The sequence below is a fragment of the Acinetobacter sp. CAU_H_29a_1 genome (genome assembly GCF_058599505.1).
The window spans coordinates 928668-948198 of sequence record NZ_CM178655.1; the positions used below are offsets into that span (position 1 = coordinate 928668).

Sequence of the window (19531 nt, forward strand, 5' to 3'; positions counted from 1 at the left end):
GAGAAAAATGAATATGGAAACGCAATTAGAGATAGAGCAAGCAGATGTGCAAGCGCCGTCTGATCAAATGCAAGATCAAACCACGACGCCAAAAAGTGTGGAAGCTCAACCCAAGCAGACCCGTAAAAAGGCTGTGCTTCGTCCTAAAGCTGTACATACTTACGATACCATTGTTGTGGGAGCAGGGATTTCGGGCATTGCTGCGGCTTATAAAATGAAACAAGTGGGCTATCAGGACTATCTGGTTTTAGAAAAAGCGGATAGGGTCGGTGGTACGTGGCGTGATAATAATTACCCTGGCTGTGGCTGTGATGTACCTTCGGCATTGTATTCATTTTCCTTTGCACCTAGTCATCAATGGAGTCATTTATTTGCGAAACAACCTGAAATTTTAAGTTACTTGGAACAGGTGGTTGAGCAGTTTGAGCTGCAAGATAAAATTCGTTTTCAGCATGAGTTACTCAGTGCAAAGTGGAATGAAGAGGCGGGTATTTGGCAACTCGAAACTTCTCAAGGGGCATATCAAGCACGAACCGTGATCTTTAGCACAGGGCCGATTACAGAACCGTCCTTACCTAACATTAAAGGGATAGAAGGATTTAAAGGAGAAATGTTCCATTCAGCCCGTTGGAAGCATGATTATGACTTGACGGGAAAGCGGGTTGCAGTGATTGGAACAGGTGCATCTGCCATTCAGTTTATTCCACAAATTCAGCCGTTGGCGAAAGAGTTGATCGTATTTCAGCGTACTGCGCCGTGGGTTTTGCCCAAAGCGGATATGCAGCTCAATGCTACAGTAAAGTCGCTGGTGGCCAAATTCCCGATGATTCAGCAAGGCTGGAGGAAGAGTGTTTCCAGCATTTTAAATGGGATCAACTTTGGGCTTCGTCATCCGTCACTGCTTGAGCCAGTTAATTTTTTAAGCCGTCAATTATTAAAATTACAAATACAGGATGACTCCTTACGTAAAGCCGTAACGCCTAACTTTTCGATCGGCTGTAAGCGACTTTTATTTGCCAACAATTATTATCCAGCACTGCAACAAGACAATGTCACGTTGTTATCCCAAGGTTTGGTCGAGATTGATGGGCAGAGTGTCATTGCGGCAAATGGTGAGCGATTTGAGTTCGATGTCATTATCTGGGGGACCGGTTTTGAAGTGGCACATCTTCCAATTGGCCAGCGTGTATGGAATGCTCAAGGTGAGCGATTGGCTGACCTTTGGAAGGAAAGTTCTCCAGAAGCGTACTTGGGTACAAGTTTGGAAAATGTGCCGAATGCCTTTTTGGTATTGGGCCCAAATATCTTGGTTTATGACTCTTTTATTGGCATTGCTGAAGCTCAGATTCAGTACATTGTAGATGGTCTACTAAAAATGAAGCAGCAAGGCTTTAAACGTATGATGGTAAAACGAGATGTTCTGCGTTATCACAATGCTAAGGTGCAAACCCATTTGAAAACCACCGTATTTAACCGAGGTGGTTGCTCAAGCTATTATTTAGATCAAAATGGCCGTAACTTCGCGGCTTGGCCGTGGTCCTTGGCTGAGTTAAAGCAACGTTTATCTGCGCTTGAGCTAAAACACTACGATGTTGTTGAAGCTTAAAGTAGCCACATTAAGTATTAAAAAAAGCCTGAGTCTGTTCAGGCCTTTTAATACTTTAAGGGTGTGATTCATGAATGGTAGGTTTAGAGTTCAATATATAAAAAAACCACCCATGCGGGTGGTTTTTTGTCTATCAACGCAGACCGAATTAACGGTTGATGTCGCGTTGAACTTCGCCAGTGTAAAGCTGACGAGGGCGACCGATCTTGTACGGACCGCTGTGCATTTCTAACCAGTGGCTGATCCAACCAACAGTACGTGCAAGCGCGAAGATCACTGTAAACATTTCTGTCGGGATACCAATCGCTTTAAGGATGATACCTGAGTAGAAGTCTACGTTCGGATATAAGTTACGTTTGATGAAGTATTCATCAGAAAGCGCGATACGTTCAAGTTCCATAGCAAGAGCAAGCTGTGGATCGTTGATGCCAAGCGCACCAAGAACTTCATCGCAAGTTTCTTTCATTACTTTCGCACGTGGATCGAAGTTTTTGTACACACGGTGACCGAAGCCCATGAGTTTAACTTCTTTAGTTTTCACTTTTTCCATGAAGTCAGCAACGTTCTCTACAGTGCCGATTTCATCAAGCATCTTAAGAACAGCTTCGTTCGCGCCGCCGTGAGCAGGGCCCCAAAGTGCAGAGATACCTGCAGCGATACATGCATATGGGTTCGCACCAGTAGAACCAGCTAAACGTACTGTAGACGTAGAAGCATTTTGTTCATGGTCAGCGTGAAGCGTGAAGATACGGTCCATTGCTTTAGCAAGGATCGGATCTACTTTGTAATCACGGTCTGCTGGAGTAGCAAACATCATGTATAAGAAGTTTTCAGCGTAGCTTAAGTCATTACGTGGGTAAACGAATGGTTGACCTACAGTGTACTTGTAGCTCCACGCAGCCAAAGTAGGTACTTTAGCAATTAAGCGGATCGCTGTAATTTCACGGTGATCAACATTTTCGATGTCTAAGTTGTTGTGATAGAACGCAGAAAGCGCACCAACTACACCAACCATGATCGCCATAGGGTGAGCATCGCGACGGAAACCATTGAAGAAGCGGCTAACTTGATCGTGAACCATAGTGTGGTTACGAACTTTAGCATCAAATACTTCTTTTTGTTCAGCTGTTGGAAGCTCGCCATTGAGAAGTAAGTAGCAAGTTTCTAAGTAGTCAGCTTTAGTTGCTAACTGGTCGATTGGGTAGCCGCGGTGTAAAAGCACACCTTTGTTACCGTCGATGAAAGTGATTTTAGACTCGCATGCAGCAGTAGCCATAAAACCAGGATCAAAAGTGAAGTGACCTGCGGCCAATACATCCTTAACGTCGATTACATCTGGGCCCAATGTGCCGCTGTAAATTGGTAATTCAATTTCTTTGCCATCAAGCTGTAAAACGGCTTTTTTGCCAGTTGCTTCAGACATTCAATAGATCTCCTGTCCTGGTGAATGATTTATCTGACTCGAAATACTCATCTTTTAATGCACGAATCAGACGGATTAAAAATTTGCTCTAAGAGTAGAGAGTGCTGAAATTTTGTCAATTATACTTATGGATAAAATGATGACTTCCGAAGTTATAGTTAAGATTTAATCCATTAAAATTTGCATAAAATCACAGCACCGACACACTATAATAAGTTAATTCAACGAGCAAGTGCATAAATAAAAAATGTTGCTGGCGCAATTGTAAGCAGTTTTATATTGAAAAAAGCGCTTGAAAAGAAAAAGAATTCAAGTCGTCATATATTTACATTTATTATGATTCTCGTAACTTACGCATCATTTTAAAAAGAAAATGCTGATTTCGTAGTCATTGTTAAAAACAATAAGTGACTCAAAAAAAATGATTTAATTGTATAAAAAATAGAGCTTATTTGGTATTTCGAAAACGGTATATCAGTCACTTTTTTTATTTATACGGATGTGAAAAATTGTTTTAATTAAAATTTATTACGAGATATTTCAATCTTGTAGGGGATTAATCTGTTGCACCAACATCATGCATATTTATGCCACTATATTAAAATAAAATAATGAACATTTTATATATAAATAAAAAATGATTAAAATAAAGCAGTGAAATTCCCCAGTTTTTAAAACAAGAATTTTTTGTGCATCATTAGTCTAAAGTCGAATTTTCCCGTTTTTGTATAAATTTTAGCGCTTGAATTTGGTGTTTATTTTATAAAAACCAACCATATAGCTGAGATTTGAAGCTAAAGTATTGTAGCGTAAGGTATTTATCTATGTGTTAATGATTCTTATTTAAAGAATTTTTATGCAAAAAGGCCAAGGGCATTGTTTGTATTTTGATAGTTCACGTCTTATAATTCAGTGTCGTTTTAAGTTCAAACGCTATTTAATTTAGAGTTTTAAAGTAGCTGCTGAACAATGCCAGCTTTCCTTCGAATTAATTCCAACAAACTCCGGATGGAGTTTTTACTTACAGGATGCCCGCTGTGAAAAGCAACAGACCTGTCAATTTGTCCATGGGTCAAGTTTTAGAAGTAAACTTAAAATCCCCTGTGGCTATTGCATCAATCTTACACCGTCTATCAGGTGTCATCGTATTTTTACTCGTACCGGTACTTCTATGGATCTTAGACAAGTCATTGTCTTCGCCTGAAGGATTTGCTCAAGTTCAGGCTATTTTTAATAGCTTCATTGTGCGTTTTGTCGTATGGGTATTTGTAGCCGGCTTAATTTTCCACTTTATTGCGGGTGTTAAGCACTTACTTGCAGATATCGGTATTGCTGAAGAACTGCAAAGTGGTCGTATCGCAGCTACTATTTCATTGATCTTGTCTGCAATCGGTATCGTTGCGGCATTTGTATGGATTGTTATCTAATGAAAAGTGCTACTGGTTTAACGGGTTCAGGTTCTCGCGATTGGTTTATCCAACGTGTAAGTGCTGTCGTATTAGCGGTTTATACAGTTGTTGTTTTAGGTTGGATCCTATGCAATGGCGGTTTTAGCTATGAACAGTGGTACGGCTTTATGATGACAGCTCCAATGAAGATTTTATCTTTATTGGCCGTCTTATCTCTTGTTGCACATGCTTGGATTGGTATGTGGCAGGTATTCACTGACTATGTGACTACTCGTCAAATGGGTCCTTCAGCTTCAGGTTTACGCCTTGTACTGACTTCAGCAGTAATTATTGCTGTATTTGCATATGCGATCTGGGCAATCCAGATTTTTTGGGCGAATTGATAGGAATAGATCATGGGCGCTATAACCCCTAAAGAAGATTACACAAATATTCCACACGAAACTTTCGATGCTGTCATCGTTGGTGGTGGTGGTTCAGGTATGCGCGCGTCTTACCAACTTGCTCAAGCTGGTTTGAAAGTTGCTGTTTTAACTAAAGTATTCCCAACTCGTTCGCACACAGTTGCAGCGCAGGGTGGTATTGGTGCATCTCTTGGTAATATGCAAGAAGATAACTGGCACTACCACTTCTACGACACTGTTAAAGGTTCTGACTGGTTAGGCGACCAAGACGCAATCGAATATATGACGCGTGAAGCGCCTCAAGTTGTTTATGAACTTGAACATATGGGTATGCCATTTGACCGTAACGCAGATGGTACGATTTACCAACGTCCATTCGGTGGTCACTCTGCAAACTACGGTGAAAAAGCGGTTCCACGTGCATGTGCTGCTGCTGATCGTACAGGTCACGCACTTCTTCACACGCTTTATCAAAGCAACGTGAAAATGGGTACGCAATTTTTTGTTGAATGGATCGCGCTTGACCTGATTCGTAACGAAGCAGGTGATGTTCTTGGTGTAACAGCAATTGACCAAGAAACGGGTAAAATTGCAGTATTCCAAGCCAAAGCGACATTGTTTGCTACAGGCGGTGCGGGTCGTGTTTACCGTGCATCAACCAATGCTTATATCAACACTGGTGACGGCCTTGGTATGGCTGCGCGTGCAGGTATTCCATTGCAAGATATGGAATTCTGGCAGTTCCACCCAACGGGTGTTGCTGGCGCAGGTGTATTGTTAACTGAAGGTTGTCGTGGTGAAGGTGCAATCCTTCGTAACGATGCAGGTGAGCCGTTCATGGAACGCTATGCACCAACTTTAAAAGACTTGGCGCCACGTGACTTCGTATCACGTTCTATGGACCAAGAAATTAAAGAAGGTCGTGGTTGTGGTCCGAAGAAAGACTACATCTTGCTTGATATGACGCACTTAGGTGCTGAAACGATCATGAAGCGTCTTCCATCTGTATTCGAGATTGGTAAGAAATTCGCGAACGTTGACATCACGAAAGAGCCAATTCCAGTTGTACCAACAATTCACTACCAAATGGGTGGTATTCCAACGAATATCCACGGTCAAGTGGTTGTGCCTGAAGGTTCTGAAACTGAAGCATTTGCAGCACATTATGACAAAGATAGCGATATCTATTCGACTAATGCGGGCGATCGTAACTTTACGAAACCTGTTAAAGGCTTCTATGCAATTGGTGAATGTTCTTGCGTGTCTGTACATGGTGCAAACCGTTTAGGTACGAACTCATTACTTGACTTGGTGGTATTTGGTAAAGCTGCGGGTGAGCACATCATCGACTACGTGACTAAACATCACGGTGATGAATACCAACCACTTCCTACGACTGTACTTGAGCAAACTGTTGCACGTATCCGTAAGTTAGATGACTCATCTACAGGTGAAAATGCTCAAGAAGTTGCAGATGCAATTCGTGACATCGTTCAAGACCATGCTGGTGTATTCCGTACAACTGCACTTCTTGAAGAAGGTGTGAAGCAGATTCTTGCGATTGAACCACGTGTACGTAACATTCACTTGAAAGACAAATCTAAAGTATTTAACACCGCGCGTGTAGAAGCTTTAGAAGTTGAAAACTTGTATGAAGTAGCTAAAGCGACATTGATTTCAGCAGCAGCTCGTAAAGAGTGCCGTGGTGCGCATACGGTTGTAGACTTTGAAGAGTCGCCAGATCACCCAACTTACCCATATGGTCGTCGTGATGATGAGTGGATGAAGCACACATTATGGTTCTCTAGCGATAACCGTCTTGAGTACAAGCCAGTGCGTTACAAGCCATTGTCAGTTGCTGCAATTCCACCTAAACCACGTACATTCTAATTGGGAGAAGTAAGATGAGTAGAGGTACTCGTACATTTAATATCTACCGCTACGATCCTGATAAGGATGCAGCGCCGTATATGCAAACTTTCAAGTTAGAATTGACTGATAAGCACCGTATGTTGCTTGATGCGCTTCTTGCATTGAAAGTACAGGATGAATCATTAACATTCCGCCGTTCATGCCGTGAAGGTATTTGTGGTTCGGATGGTGTGAACATCAATGGTAAAAATGGTTTAGCGTGTCTTTGGAACCTAAACGACTTACCAGAAGTGATTACAGTTCGTCCTTTACCTGGTTTGCCAGTGGTTAAAGATTTAGTTGTGGATATGAACCAGTTCTACGATCAGTACAACAAAATTCATCCATTCTTGATCAACAACCAACCTGCGCCACCAAAAGAGCGTTTACAGTCTCCTGAAGAGCGTGAACACTTAGATGGTTTATATGAATGTATTCTTTGTGCATGTTGTTCAACTTCATGCCCATCATTCTGGTGGAACCCAGACAAGTTCTTGGGTCCTTCAGCATTGTTGAATGCATACCGTTTTATCATTGACTCTCGTGATACAGCAACTCAAGAGCGTTTGGCTCGTCTAGACGACCCATTCTCGCTATTCCGTTGTAAAGGCATCATGAACTGTGTATCAGTGTGTCCTAAAGGTTTGAACCCAACTAAAGCAATCGGTCACATCCGTAATATGCTTTTAGATGCTGCGGGTTAATCTCTAGGCTGATTTATCAGTTAGAAAAAGCACACCTTGGGGGTGTGCTTTTTTATTTTATAGCTAGATTTTTGCTGTAAAAAATAAAGTTGAGTGAAAGCGTGAGGTTGGCACTATTTTTGTTTGTGATAGGTGGTTTTTGTGGAAATTGCACCAGATTGGTGAAAAGCGCGGCGATTTAAAACAAATGTCATAAATAAGTGCAAGTATGAGTCTGCAAAAAAAGTTATGAAGATGTTAATATGGATGTTGTTGATGGGGAGGGCATATTGAAAGATGATGCTCTCTTTTCGTATGTGTTTTTTGGAGTAGACTTTGGTCTACGTTGAAACTCGGTTTTATTTAAAGCACCATATATTAGATGAAATTTTGATATGTGTATTTCGCCAATTTATGAAAGGTATGTGTCAAAAAAATCAATTGAAATATGGGGAGTATGTTAAAATTTTTGCACGTTTATATTTAAAAAATGCGCGCTAAATATGTACATTAATTCAACATTTAAGCCGCATTAGAGCGAGTATAAATGAAGGGTTAGTCGCTTTAGAAAAAATAATGCAATGCCTTATTTTTTCTAAGTCGATTTGCAAAAAATTGCTCGGTTTTGGCCGGGTATGAATGAGTGATGATGCCGCTGAGGGCGTTATGATTCATTGTCACATTGGGTAATTCTAATGTAGTGATAACGCCTCATGGCATCCGCCTTATGGGGACTAATGTCATGTTACCAATTTGACATTACTAATCATGGGTTCGCTTAAAAAGCATCCTGAAATGTTTTTGCAATAGGAAATGGGTCCACAAATGCAAGAAGTTGCTGACGCATTGCGTCTTGACACTGAACTTTCCGCTGATAGTGCAGCGTATATTGAAGAACTTTATGAGCAGTACTTGGCTGCACCAGACTCAGTAGAAGCTGACTGGCGTGCATACTTCGATAAATACCCGAAAGGTGATCAACCACACAGCAATGTACGTGAGCAATTCTTATTACTAGGTCGTAATTCAAGTCGTGTTCAAGCAGTGGTACAGAGTTCTGTTAGTACAGAACATGAGCGTCGTCAAATTGGCGTACTACAACTGATTGCAGCGTACCGTAACCGCGGTCACCAAAAAGCGAAGCTTGATCCTTTAGGTTTGGCAAAACGTGAAATCGTGCCAGATCTTGACCTTGCTGCACATGGTTTAACCCAATCTGATTTAGACACTGTGTTCAATACAGGTAATCTTTTGATTGGTAAAGACGAAGCAACTCTAGGTGAAATGGTTCAAGCCATGGAAGCAACGTATTGCGCTTCAATTGGTGCAGAATACATGCACATTGTTGATACCAAAGAAAAACGTTGGATTCAACAACGCCTTGAAGGTGCGCGCGGTCAATTCAACTTCACTGCAGAACAGAAAAAACACGTATTAGAGCGTTTAACTGCGGCTGAAGGCCTGGAAAAATTCCTAGGTAATAAATACGTTGGTGCAAAACGTTTCGGCGTGGAAGGTGGTGAATCTTTCATTCCAATGGTTGATGCTTTAATTCAGCGTGCAGGTTCTGTAGGTTGTAAAGAAGTTGTCATTGGTATGCCTCACCGTGGTCGTTTGAACCTTCTTGTAAACATCATGGGTAAAAACCCAGCAGACCTATTTGGTGAGTTCGAAGGTAAGAGCTTACATAAAAAAGGTTCTGGTGACGTTAAGTACCACCAAGGTTTCTCTTCAAACGTAATGACTCAAGGTGGCGAAGTTCACTTGGCATTGGCGTTTAACCCATCACACTTAGAAATCGTCGGCCCTGTGGTTGAAGGTTCAGTACGTGCACGTCAAGTACGTCGTAAAGACATTGGTGGTGATGACGTATTGCCAGTAATTGTTCACGGTGATGCTGCATTTGCAGGTCAAGGTGTTAACCAAGAAACCTTCCAAATGTCACAAACACGTGGCTATACTGTGGGTGGTACGGTTCACATTGTGGTGAATAACCAAGTCGGTTTCACAACCTCTGATCCACGTGATGCGCGTTCTACAGAATACTGTACGGACATCGCGAAAATGATCCAAGCGCCGATTTTCCATGTGAACGGTGATGATCCTGAATCAGTATTGTTTGTTGCGCAATTGGCACATGACTTCCGTCATACTTTCCGTAAAGACGTTGTCATTGACATGTTCTGTTACCGTCGTCGTGGTCACAACGAAGCGGACGAGCCAGCTGCAACTCAGCCAATGATGTATCAAGTCATCAACAAAAAAACTACAACGCGTGCGCTATATGCAGACCAATTGGTTCAAGAAAGCGTTTTAGACCGTGCTAAAGCGGATCAAATGGTTGAAGACTACCGTTCGGATCTAGAAGCAGGTAAGCACGTTGCCAATGCACTGGTACTTGAACCAAATACAAAAATGTTTGTAGATTGGGCGCCGTACTTAGGGCATGACTATACAGATGTATGGGATACCACATGTTCTGAAGATCGCCTAAAAGAACTTGGTCGCAAAATGCGCGAGCTTCCTGAAGGCTTCGTTATGCAGCGTCAAGTTGCAAAAGTGATTGATGATCGCTTAAAAATGCAAACTGGCGAAATGCCATTGAACTGGGGTGCTGCGGAAACTTTGGCTTATGCATCTATTTTAGATGATGGCTATTTGGTTCGTTTGACCGGTGAAGACGTTGGTCGTGGTACCTTCTCACACCGTCATGCAAAACTGCATAACCAAGTGGATGGTTCAACCTATATTCCGCTTTGCCATATCAAAGAAAATCAACCACGTACTGCTATTTATGACTCATTATTGTCTGAAATGGCGGTGTTAGGTTTTGAGTATGGTTATGCAACGACTCTGCCTAAGAGCTTGGTGATTTGGGAAGCACAATTTGGTGACTTCGCCAACTGTGCGCAGGTGGTGATCGATCAGTTCATCGCATCAGGTGAAACCAAGTGGGAGCGTGTGTGTGGTTTAACCTTACTTCTTCCTCACGGTTTTGAAGGTCAAGGTCCAGAGCACTCATCTGCACGTTTAGAGCGTTTCTTACAGCTATGTGCTGAAGACAACATGCAAGTAATGACGCCAACTACGCCTGCACAGATTTTCCATGCTTTACGTCGTCAAGCGATTCGCCCAATTCGTAAGCCAATGATCATCATGTCACCGAAGTCTTTACTTCGTCACAAACTTGCAACGTCTACTTTAAGTGAACTTGCAAATGGTACATTCCAAACTGTGATTGATGAAATCGATAACATCAACAAAGCAGACGTGACACGTTTAGTGCTTTGTGGTGGTAAGGTTTACTACGACTTGCTTGAGAAACGTCGTGAGCAAGAGTTGAATAACACTGCAATCGTTCGTATTGAACAATTGTATCCATACCCTGAACAGCGTATTGCTGAAGTTCTTGCTCAATATCCAAATGTGAAAGACATCGTTTGGACGCAAGAAGAGCCGAAGAACCAAGGAGCTTGGTTATTTATTGCTCCTCGTCTATATGATGATGTAATGAAGTCAGCTAAACCAGTACGTATCAGTTATGCAGGTCGTGAAGCTTCTGCTGCACCGGCTTGTGGTTCACCATATTTGCATGCAAAACAACAAGCTCAGCTCGTAAATGACGCTTTAGCGATCGTAGCTGAATAACAGGAGATTCTTAGTAATGGCAACCGAAATTAAAGCACCGGTATTCCCTGAGTCAGTTGCGGATGGAACAATCGCAACTTGGCACAAACAACCAGGTGAAGCAGTATCACGTGATGAAGTGATCTGTGATATTGAAACAGATAAAGTTGTTTTAGAAGTTGTTGCTCCTGCTGACGGTACAATTGCATCGATCATTAAAGGTGAAGGTGACACTGTTCTTTCAAATGAAGTGATTGCACAGTTTGAAGAAGGTGCTGTATCTGGCGCTGCGCAAACTGAAGCAGTTCAGTCTGAAGCGAAAGTAGAACAAGCAGTTACTCAAACTGAAGCGGGTGCTGCACCAGTCGTTGAACGTGCTCAAGTTGCTGATCAAGCGCCTGCTGTGCGTAAAGCATTGACTGAGTCTGGCATTCCAGCTGCTGATGTTGCAGGTACAGGCCGTGGTGGTCGTATCACGAAAGAAGATGTGACAAATCACCAAACTAAACCAGCAGCTCCAGCTGCAGCACCATTAAGTGTTGCCGTGGGTGAGCGTGTTGAGAAGCGTGTTCCAATGACACGTCTTCGTAAGCGTGTTGCTGAGCGTCTGCTTGCTGCAACTCAAGAAACTGCAATGTTGACGACGTTTAACGAAGTGAACATGAAGCCAATTATGGAAATGCGTGCACAATACAAAGACGCATTTGAGAAGCGTCATGGTGCGCGTCTTGGTTTTATGTCATTCTTTGTTAAAGCGGCAACTGAGGCGCTTAAACGCTACCCAGCAGTTAATGCTTCAATTGACGGTGATGACATTGTTTACCACGGTTACTATGACATCGGTGTAGCAGTATCTTCTGAGCGTGGTCTAGTTGTACCTGTGCTTCGTGATACAGACCGCATGAACTATGCTGAAGTTGAAAATGGTATCCGTGACTTTGCTTACAAAGCACGTGATGGCAAATTAGGCATCGAAGACATGACTGGCGGTACGTTCACAATCACCAACGGTGGTACTTTCGGTTCATTGTTATCGACTCCGATCTTGAATACACCACAAACTGCGATTTTGGGTATGCATAAAATCCAAGAACGTCCAATGGCTGTAAACGGTCAAGTAGAAATCTTACCGATGATGTATTTAGCGCTTTCTTATGACCACCGTCTAATCGATGGTAAAGAAGCAGTTGGTTTCCTTGTAACAATCAAAGAATTGTTAGAAGAACCAGCTAAATTGATCCTTGACCTTTAATTCTAAAGAATAAAACATGGGCTTAGAGCGATCCTCTAAGCCCATTTTTGGAGATAAAAATGTCTCAACAATTTGATCTTGTTGTAATTGGCGGTGGCCCAGGTGGTTACGAAGCAGCAATTCGTGCAGCGCAACTTGGTTTTAAAGTTGCTTGTATTGAAAAACGTATACACAAAGGCAAACCATCTTTAGGTGGGACGTGCTTAAACGTGGGTTGTATTCCGTCTAAAGCATTGCTGGATTCTTCTCACCGCTATGAAGATACAGTGCATCACTTAGCTGATCACGGTATTACAACAGGTGAAGTGAACTTTGATTTGCCTAAACTCCTTGCGCGTAAAGACAAAATTGTTGACCAACTTACCATGGGTATTGATGGCCTTCTAAAAGGTAACGGTATCGAGTGGTTAAAAGGTACAGGTAAATTACTTGCAGGTAAAAAAGTAGAATTTGTATCTCACGAAGGTGAAACTCAAGTTTTAGAGCCTAAATATGTGATTCTTGCAACGGGTTCTGTGCCAATTAACATTCCATCAGCACCAGTTGATCAGAACATCATTGTTGACTCAACTGGCGCACTAGAATTCCAAGAAGTACCTAAGCGTTTAGGTGTCATTGGTGCGGGCGTAATCGGTCTAGAGCTTGGTTCAGTATGGCGTCGTCTAGGTGCTGAAGTTGTTGTATTTGAAGCAATGGACGCATTTTTACCAATGGCTGATAAAGCATTGGCGAAAGACTACCAAAAACTTTTAACTAAGCAAGGTCTAGATATCCGTGTTGGCGCTAAAGTTGCTGGCACAGAAGTTAATGGTTCTGAAGTCACTGTTAAATATACTCAAGGTGGCGAAGAAAAAACTCAAGCGTTTGATAAGTTGATCGTTTGTGTAGGTCGTCGTGCATACGCTGAAGGTCTATTGGCTGATGATTGTGGTATCAAATTAACTGAACGTGGTTTAGTTGAAGTGAATGATTGGTGTGCGACGTCTGTTGACGGTGTATATGCAATTGGTGACTTAGTACGTGGTCCAATGCTTGCACATAAAGCAATGGAAGAAGGCGTAATGGCTGTTGAACGTATTCACGGTCATGCAGCTCAAGTGAACTATGATACGATCATTTCTGTGATTTACACACACCCAGAAGCGGCGTGGGTCGGTTTAACAGAACAGCAAGCGATCGAGAAAGGCCACGAAGTGAAAACGGGTCAATTCGGTTTTGCTGCAAACGGCCGTGCAATGGCTGCGGGTGAAAATGCTGGTTTCGTGAAGTTTGTTGCTGATGCAAAAACAGATCGTTTACTGGGTATGCATGTGATTGGGCCTGCTGCGTCTGATATCGTACACCAAGGTATGATTGCGCTTGAGTTTGTATCTTCGGTTGAAGATCTACAGTTGATGACTTTTGGTCACCCAACATTCTCAGAAGTGGTTCATGAAGCTGCACTTGCAGTGGATGGTCGAGCGATTCACGCAATTCAGCGTAAACGCAAATAAGACAACGAAAAGAGCGACTACGGTCGCTCTTTTTTGTTTCAGGTGTTGTCTTCTCATGAAGAATCATCTAAAAATAAAGACAAGAAGTTTTTAAAATCCAAAATGGTTACTGTGATAGTAAACAGTTTTGGTGCAACAAAAAGTAAATAAGCAGTAATAAAAAGGTTAGTCGATGAATTTACATGAATATCAAGCTAAAGCGCTATTAAAAAAATATGGTATGCCTGTCCAAGAGGGCATACTAGCCACCACTCCAGAAGAAGCAGTAAAAGCCTTTGAACAAATAGGCGGAAAATTTGCTGTCATGAAAGCTCAAGTTCATGCGGGTGGTCGTGGTAAGGCGGGTGGCGTAAAAGTTGTAAAGTCTGCAACGGAAGCTGCTGAATATGCAAAAAGCATCATCGGGACCAACCTTGTTACCTATCAAACCGATAGCCATGGCCAACCTGTAAATAGCGTACTTGTCGCGGAAGATGTTTATCCTGTAGAGCGTGAACTGTATTTAGGTGCAGTGGTTGACCGCTCAAGCCGTCGTGTGACCTTTATGGCTTCGACCGAAGGTGGCGTCGAAATTGAAAAGGTTGCAGAAGAAACCCCTGAAAAAATTATTAAAGTTGAAGTCGATCCTTTGGTTGGCTTATTGCCATTTCAAGCGCGTGAAGTTGCATTTAAGTTGAACCTTAAAGATGGTCAAGTGAATCAATTTGTGAAAGTGATGTCTGCTGCGTATCAGGCGTTCATTGAGAATGACTTTGCTTTATTTGAGATTAACCCGCTATCTGTGCGTGAAAATGGTGACATCCTATGTGTCGATGCCAAAGTGGGGATCGACTCAAACGCGCTGTATCGTTTACCTGAAATTGCTGCGCTGCGCGATAAGTCACAGGAAAATGAACGGGAGTTGAAAGCATCTGAATTTGACCTCAACTACGTCGCGCTTGAAGGCAACATTGGCTGTATGGTCAATGGTGCAGGCCTTGCGATGGCAACCATGGATATTATTAAACTCTATGGCGGCCAACCTGCGAACTTCCTTGATGTCGGTGGTGGTGCAACCAAAGACCGTGTGATTGAAGCGTTTAAAATTATTCTGGCAGATACCTCTGTACAAGGGGTGTTGATTAATATCTTCGGTGGAATTGTACGTTGTGACATGATTGCTGAAGCAATTATTGCAGCGGTTCAAGAAGTAAATGTGACCGTACCTGTGGTTGTTCGTTTAGAAGGGAACAATGCTGAATTGGGTGCCAAATTACTTGATGAATCAGGTTTAAAACTTATTTCTGCAAATGGCTTGTCGGATGCCGCAGAAAAAATTGTTGCTGCAGTAAAAGCGTAAGGAGTATCAATATGAGCGTATTAATTAATAAAGACACCAAAGTATTGGTACAAGGTTTTACAGGTAAAAACGGCACATTCCACTCAGCACAAGCACTAGATTATGGAACTAAAGTCGTTGGCGGGGTAACTCCTGGTAAAGGTGGCACAACCCACCTAGATTTACCTGTATTTAACACCATGAAAGATGCAGTTGCTGGTACAGGCGCAGATGCGACTGTGATTTATGTACCAGCTCCGTTTGTATTAGATTCAATTATTGAAGCAGTGGACTCAGGTGTTGGACTGATTGTAGTCATCACAGAAGGTGTGCCAACTTTAGACATGCTCAAAGCTAAGCGTTATCTAGAAACCAATGGCCATGGTACACGTCTGATTGGTCCAAACTGTCCGGGTATTATTACTCCGGGGGAATGTAAGATCGGGATTATGCCTGGTCATATTCACCAACCGGGTAAAATTGGTATTATCTCTCGCTCTGGTACATTGACGTATGAAGCGGTTGCGCAAACGACTAAGCTTGGTTTAGGTCAATCCACCTGTATTGGTATTGGTGGTGATCCAATTCCGGGTATGAACCAAATTGATTGTTTGAAACTGTTCCAAGAAGATCCGCAAACTGAAGCGATTATCATGATTGGTGAGATTGGTGGTACGGCTGAAGAAGAAGCAGCTGAATATATTCAATCGCATGTGACTAAACCTGTGGTGGGTTATATTGCAGGTGTAACAGCACCGAAAGGCAAGCGTATGGGGCATGCGGGAGCAATTATTTCTGGTGGTAAAGGGACAGCGGAAGAAAAGTTTGCAGCATTTGAAAAGGCGGGGATGGCGTACACGCGTAGCCCAGCAGAACTCGGTTCAACGATGTTCCAACTTTTAAAGGATAAAGGTTTAGTTTAAGCCTTTTATATTTTAAAGGAAAAAGCCGTATGTCTTAATTGCACATACGGCTTTTTTGTGGAGAGCATATTGGTTTGCACTAATACATTTCTCTGTATAAAAATAATATGGGTATTAGAGTTTTTAATCTCAGCTGAAAACTATATTTAGCCACATTGAAAAATCCATATTGGACAAAAGACAAAATGGTTAAATTAGAGCAAGATTTACTATGTACTTAACAATCTGAGAATTGATAAATATTTGGTGTTCACTGTTTCTATAGGAGACTATGCTATATTCATAATTAAAATAATTCTTTTGAAGACATAATATTACAGATGTTTAAGCCTATTCATTTATTGTTTTGTCGCTGCTTATTCTTGTTTGGGCTTGCGATGAATAGTGCTTATGCTGAAAATGAAGACGTCTACTTGGCTGATTCTTTGAGTGATGATATTTTCCACTATTATCAACAGTTAGCGGCACAACATGATGAAGAGGAAAACGATTATACATTGATCAATAATGATTTTTATGAGAATGAATATATTCGTGTATTTAACTACTCGGCCTACAACTCGGATGGTTTGAGCCATAAATTAGGGACAGGGGAGTTTCACAGTTCAGACTTGGATGTACTCAGTATTTCATTCGGGTATGGTATCGAAATTAAAGTTAATAAAAGAAATAAAGTTGGATATGAGTACCTTTCAAATTTTCCTTATGATCGTGGGCAATTGATCCGTTTCTTTTGGGTGCGTTTGCACTAAATGGATTAATTCTATTTATTCATAAAAAAGTTTTTTCCATTACTGTTTAGAATATTTTCACTCAATTGTAGCGTCTAGGATGTTTACATTACTTCTTTACATTTTCTGATGGTCGACGAATCGATTACCAAGCTAAACTAACTTAAATTTTTATAATAGATGATAGGCTTACTGTGCTGAGTGAATTCTTAGGTTTATCATTTTAACAGCTTAAATGTGTATTTTATTGAAAGTTGAATATTAAAATAGATGATAAAAAACGCGACAGATCGTCGCGTTTTTTGCTTGTAAGTCTAACTACTATTGAGCTTTGCTTTGCGGTTTTAAGCTTTGGGTTAAACCATTGATGTCGCCGCCTTGAATCCCTAGTTCATTCATCAAGCTATCAATTAGTGGTGCTTGAGTACGATAGCGTAGCGCACTATTTACCACTTGATCAGACAAAGCAACTTGTGAAGATTCCGCACCATCAACCCCAGATGCTACTGAACCGACATTGCCTAAACCATTGACCTGTAAAATTTTGATGTCATCAATATTTTCCATCGGTTTAACACTTTCACGAATGATTTCAGGTAAGTATTTTAACAATGCTAGGCGAATTTGCATTTCGACTTGCTCAGGAGATAAGACGTTGTTGGCCTCATTCACCGCACGTGTACCATCAGCGTCGACTTGGTATTGTTTTTCCATTGCTTGAGCCAACAGTATTTTGGCATCTGCTTCACCTTTGGCTTTTAAGCGAGCTTGTTCGGCTTGAGCTTCCGCTGCAATACGAACGGCTTCGGCATCATCGGCAGCGGCTTGTTTGCCTGCTTCAGCTGCAACCGTAATTGCAATAGCATCTTTTTCTGCAGCTTGCTTCGCAGCAACCAACTCAACTGCTTTTTGACGCTCAGCACGCTGGGTTTCACGTACGGTAATCACTTCTTCTTCGGCTTTAACGGCTTCAGCACGGGCACGGTCCGCAGAAGCTTTGGCTTCAGACTCTTCACGCGACTTTTCAGCAATTGCAATGGCACGTGACTGTTCAGCCAGCTCGATGGTTTTCTTTTGTTCAACCTGCGCTTGTTCAATAATTTGTGATTTTTGAATATTTTGGCTTTCCACATCACGTGCTGCACCAATACGCTTTAACTCTACTTCACGCTCAGCTGCAATACGTGCTTCTTCTGCTTCACGTTTTTTCTCAGCTTCTTGTGAGGCAATTTCAGCCAATTGTTCTGCACGGCGAATTGCAATTTCACGCTCTTGTTGTAGTTTGGCGTATTCCTCTTCACGAATGATTTGTAGACGTGCTTGTTCTGCTTCTAAGTTTTTGGTCTTAATGGCAAGGTCAGCGTCTTGCTCGATGTGATTACGTTTACGACGGCGGTCTTCAATTGTTTCAGTCAGCTTAGTTAAACCTTCGGCATCGAATGCATTTTGAGGCGTTAAAGTATTTAAAACCTGTTTGGTCTAAACCTGTTAAAGACACAGTTTCAAGTTCTAGACCATTTTTATGTAAGTCTTCGGAAACCACTTGTTGTACTTTTTGCACAAAGTCCACGCGTTTTTCATGCAACTCTTCCATCGCCATTTCAGCTGCTACTGCACGCAAGGAATCGACAAATTTCCCTTCTACAAGGTTCTTCAACTCATTTGGAGACATGGTTTTTTGTCCCAGAGTCTGTGCGGCAACTGCAATTGATTCTGCTAGTGGCTTCACACGGACATAGAACTCAGCCATGACATCGACGCGCATACGGTCACGGGTAATGAGCGCTTGATCATCAGCACGGCGAACCTCTAAACGTAGCGTGTTCATGTTGACAGGGATAATTTCATGTAATACAGGCAGTACAATTGCACCGCCGCCTAAAATGACTTTTTCGCCGCCAAAACCGGTACGTACGAAAGAGATTTCTTTGCTTGAACGACGGTAAAGACGAGCAATAATAATGCCGATAATGACCAGAGCAGCAAAGATAATCCCTGCAAGAATAAGAATGTTATAGAAATTGTTGCTGAGCATAAGGGTCCCGATTTTATTTAAAGTTATCAGTAGAAAATAAAAGAATTAAAGTGAAATGGCTTTAAAGCCAATCTTGGTTTTTTGAGTCAAAATGACTTCTTGACCTTGAGAAAAATGAAGGTCTGTTTCAGGTTCAACCAGTACATAATGCGTTTGTCCGAACTGATCTTGAACACGTGCTTGAGCAGGTGAGTTGACTTTAGCCTCACCTAAAATAATCAGTGCTGTTCGTCCAATTAGTTCTTCACTGTAAATTGCTGTGGTTTCATCTTGTGGCAAAATTTTAGCAATCAGCATGGCGCTGCAACGTATCATAGGCATCGAAAATACGAGGCAAAGAGGTGCCATGATCCATGCACTCCAATAGCTCCCGGTCCAAGTTTGAAGAATGGACTGTAGAATAAAGCCACTTAAGCTATACAGGGTGAGGAAGATAATCAGCCAAACCAAGAGAGGAACACGGCCAATAAACAACCAATCCAGCAGGGCATTGAGCCAACCTTGATCGGCATCTAGTGCAATGTCGACGTCTTTAGTACTGCCTAAGTCATCAGGTAGGAATTGGTCAAGTAGGCCTTGTGAGCCGCCGCCTAATACCAATAAAATCAATTCTAGCAGTCCCAATAAAAACATCAGACTGAGGCAAATACTAAAAATTAAATTGGATGGGTGAGTAAATAATTCCCACATTCTAAAGGTTCTCTATTTTTATGCTG

The 19531-nt window shown here is 41.9% G+C and carries 13 protein-coding genes and 1 pseudogene; 11 read left to right on the top strand and 3 right to left on the bottom strand.

Going from position 1 to position 19531, the window contains the following annotated elements; all coding sequences use genetic code 11:
• Window positions 1-13 precede the first annotated feature (13 nt).
• Window positions 14-1606 carry a flavin-containing monooxygenase gene (locus AC4MDD_RS04675; RefSeq protein ID WP_491882598.1) on the top strand — a complete coding sequence of 531 codons (1593 nt, stop codon included), beginning with the start codon at window positions 14-16 and terminating at the stop codon, window positions 1604-1606.
• A 148-nt stretch (window positions 1607-1754) separates the two neighbouring features.
• Here the strand turns inward: AC4MDD_RS04675 and gltA are convergent, their stop codons facing one another.
• Entirely contained in the window at window positions 1755-3029 is a 1275-nt protein-coding gene (gene gltA, locus AC4MDD_RS04680) for a citrate synthase (protein ID WP_004695551.1), read from the bottom strand.
• A gap of 1028 nt (window positions 3030-4057) precedes the next feature.
• Between gltA and sdhC the strand changes: the two genes are divergently transcribed.
• From sdhC to AC4MDD_RS04730, 10 genes are all read left to right on the top strand, one after another.
• On the top strand, window positions 4058-4456 hold the full coding sequence (gene sdhC / locus AC4MDD_RS04685) for a succinate dehydrogenase, cytochrome b556 subunit (RefSeq protein WP_005400408.1): 399 nt from the start codon (window positions 4058-4060) through the stop codon (window positions 4454-4456).
• On the top strand, window positions 4456-4821 hold the full coding sequence (sdhD, locus tag AC4MDD_RS04690; protein WP_004695554.1) for a succinate dehydrogenase, hydrophobic membrane anchor protein: 366 nt from the start codon (window positions 4456-4458) through the stop codon (window positions 4819-4821). The genes sdhC and sdhD overlap by 1 nt, the downstream gene beginning before the upstream one ends.
• Window positions 4822-4833: 12 nt before the next feature.
• Complete coding sequence (locus AC4MDD_RS04695) at window positions 4834-6732, top strand: FAD-binding protein (protein ID WP_078388585.1); 1899 nt, start codon at window positions 4834-4836, stop codon at window positions 6730-6732.
• Window positions 6733-6746: 14 nt separating this feature from the next.
• The gene (locus AC4MDD_RS04700) at window positions 6747-7457 is read left to right on the top strand and encodes a succinate dehydrogenase iron-sulfur subunit (protein ID WP_004982744.1); all 711 of its coding nucleotides are present in this window, start codon (window positions 6747-6749) and stop codon (window positions 7455-7457) included.
• A gap of 804 nt (window positions 7458-8261) precedes the next feature.
• Complete coding sequence (locus tag AC4MDD_RS04705; protein ID WP_490753230.1) at window positions 8262-11084, top strand: 2-oxoglutarate dehydrogenase E1 component; 2823 nt, start codon at window positions 8262-8264, stop codon at window positions 11082-11084.
• 16 nt (window positions 11085-11100) lie between these two features.
• The gene (gene odhB / locus AC4MDD_RS04710; protein WP_004982740.1) at window positions 11101-12315 is read left to right on the top strand and encodes a 2-oxoglutarate dehydrogenase complex dihydrolipoyllysine-residue succinyltransferase; all 1215 of its coding nucleotides are present in this window, start codon (window positions 11101-11103) and stop codon (window positions 12313-12315) included.
• 59 nt (window positions 12316-12374) lie between these two features.
• Window positions 12375-13808: a dihydrolipoyl dehydrogenase gene (gene lpdA / locus AC4MDD_RS04715; protein WP_078425314.1), complete on the top strand. Its 1434-nt coding sequence runs from the start codon at window positions 12375-12377 to the stop codon at window positions 13806-13808.
• A gap of 172 nt (window positions 13809-13980) precedes the next feature.
• On the top strand, window positions 13981-15147 hold the full coding sequence (gene sucC / locus AC4MDD_RS04720) for an ADP-forming succinate--CoA ligase subunit beta (protein WP_078425315.1): 1167 nt from the start codon (window positions 13981-13983) through the stop codon (window positions 15145-15147).
• 11 nt (window positions 15148-15158) lie between these two features.
• Window positions 15159-16049, top strand: a complete 891-nt coding sequence (gene sucD, locus AC4MDD_RS04725) for a succinate--CoA ligase subunit alpha (RefSeq protein WP_078425316.1) — start codon at window positions 15159-15161, stop codon at window positions 16047-16049.
• Between the two features lie 377 nt (window positions 16050-16426).
• Window positions 16427-16801: a hypothetical protein gene (locus AC4MDD_RS04730; RefSeq protein WP_279736877.1), complete on the top strand. Its 375-nt coding sequence runs from the start codon at window positions 16427-16429 to the stop codon at window positions 16799-16801.
• Between the two features lie 300 nt (window positions 16802-17101).
• On the opposite strand, the pseudogene AC4MDD_RS04735 reads toward AC4MDD_RS04730, so the two are convergent.
• Both AC4MDD_RS04735 and AC4MDD_RS04740 read right to left on the bottom strand, forming a co-directional pair.
• Window positions 17102-18815: pseudogene (locus AC4MDD_RS04735) on the bottom strand (flotillin family protein).
• A 45-nt stretch (window positions 18816-18860) separates the two neighbouring features.
• Window positions 18861-19505 carry a YqiJ family protein gene (locus tag AC4MDD_RS04740; protein ID WP_491882376.1) on the bottom strand — a complete coding sequence of 215 codons (645 nt, stop codon included), beginning with the start codon at window positions 19503-19505 and terminating at the stop codon, window positions 18861-18863.
• Window positions 19506-19531 lie beyond the last annotated feature (26 nt).

Excerpts from the sequence above, each read along its gene's own strand:
- AC4MDD_RS04730 (WP_279736877.1), top strand. The coding sequence starts at position 16,427 with ATGAATAGTGCTTATGCTGAAAATGAAGACGTCTACTTGGCTGATTCT.
- AC4MDD_RS04675 (WP_491882598.1), top strand. The coding sequence starts at position 14 with ATGGAAACGCAATTAGAGATAGAGCAAGCAGATGTGCAAGCGCCGTCT.
- lpdA (WP_078425314.1), top strand. The coding sequence starts at position 12,375 with ATGTCTCAACAATTTGATCTTGTTGTAATTGGCGGTGGCCCAGGTGGT.
- AC4MDD_RS04700 (WP_004982744.1), top strand. The coding sequence starts at position 6,747 with ATGAGTAGAGGTACTCGTACATTTAATATCTACCGCTACGATCCTGAT.
- gltA (WP_004695551.1), bottom strand. The coding sequence starts at position 3,029 with ATGTCTGAAGCAACTGGCAAAAAAGCCGTTTTACAGCTTGATGGCAAA.
- sucD (WP_078425316.1), top strand. The coding sequence starts at position 15,159 with ATGAGCGTATTAATTAATAAAGACACCAAAGTATTGGTACAAGGTTTT.
- AC4MDD_RS04695 (WP_078388585.1), top strand. The coding sequence starts at position 4,834 with ATGGGCGCTATAACCCCTAAAGAAGATTACACAAATATTCCACACGAA.
- odhB (WP_004982740.1), top strand. The coding sequence starts at position 11,101 with ATGGCAACCGAAATTAAAGCACCGGTATTCCCTGAGTCAGTTGCGGAT.
- sucC (WP_078425315.1), top strand. The coding sequence starts at position 13,981 with ATGAATTTACATGAATATCAAGCTAAAGCGCTATTAAAAAAATATGGT.
- sdhC (WP_005400408.1), top strand. The coding sequence starts at position 4,058 with ATGCCCGCTGTGAAAAGCAACAGACCTGTCAATTTGTCCATGGGTCAA.
- sdhD (WP_004695554.1), top strand. The coding sequence starts at position 4,456 with ATGAAAAGTGCTACTGGTTTAACGGGTTCAGGTTCTCGCGATTGGTTT.
- AC4MDD_RS04705 (WP_490753230.1), top strand. The coding sequence starts at position 8,262 with ATGCAAGAAGTTGCTGACGCATTGCGTCTTGACACTGAACTTTCCGCT.
- AC4MDD_RS04740 (WP_491882376.1), bottom strand. The coding sequence starts at position 19,505 with ATGTGGGAATTATTTACTCACCCATCCAATTTAATTTTTAGTATTTGC.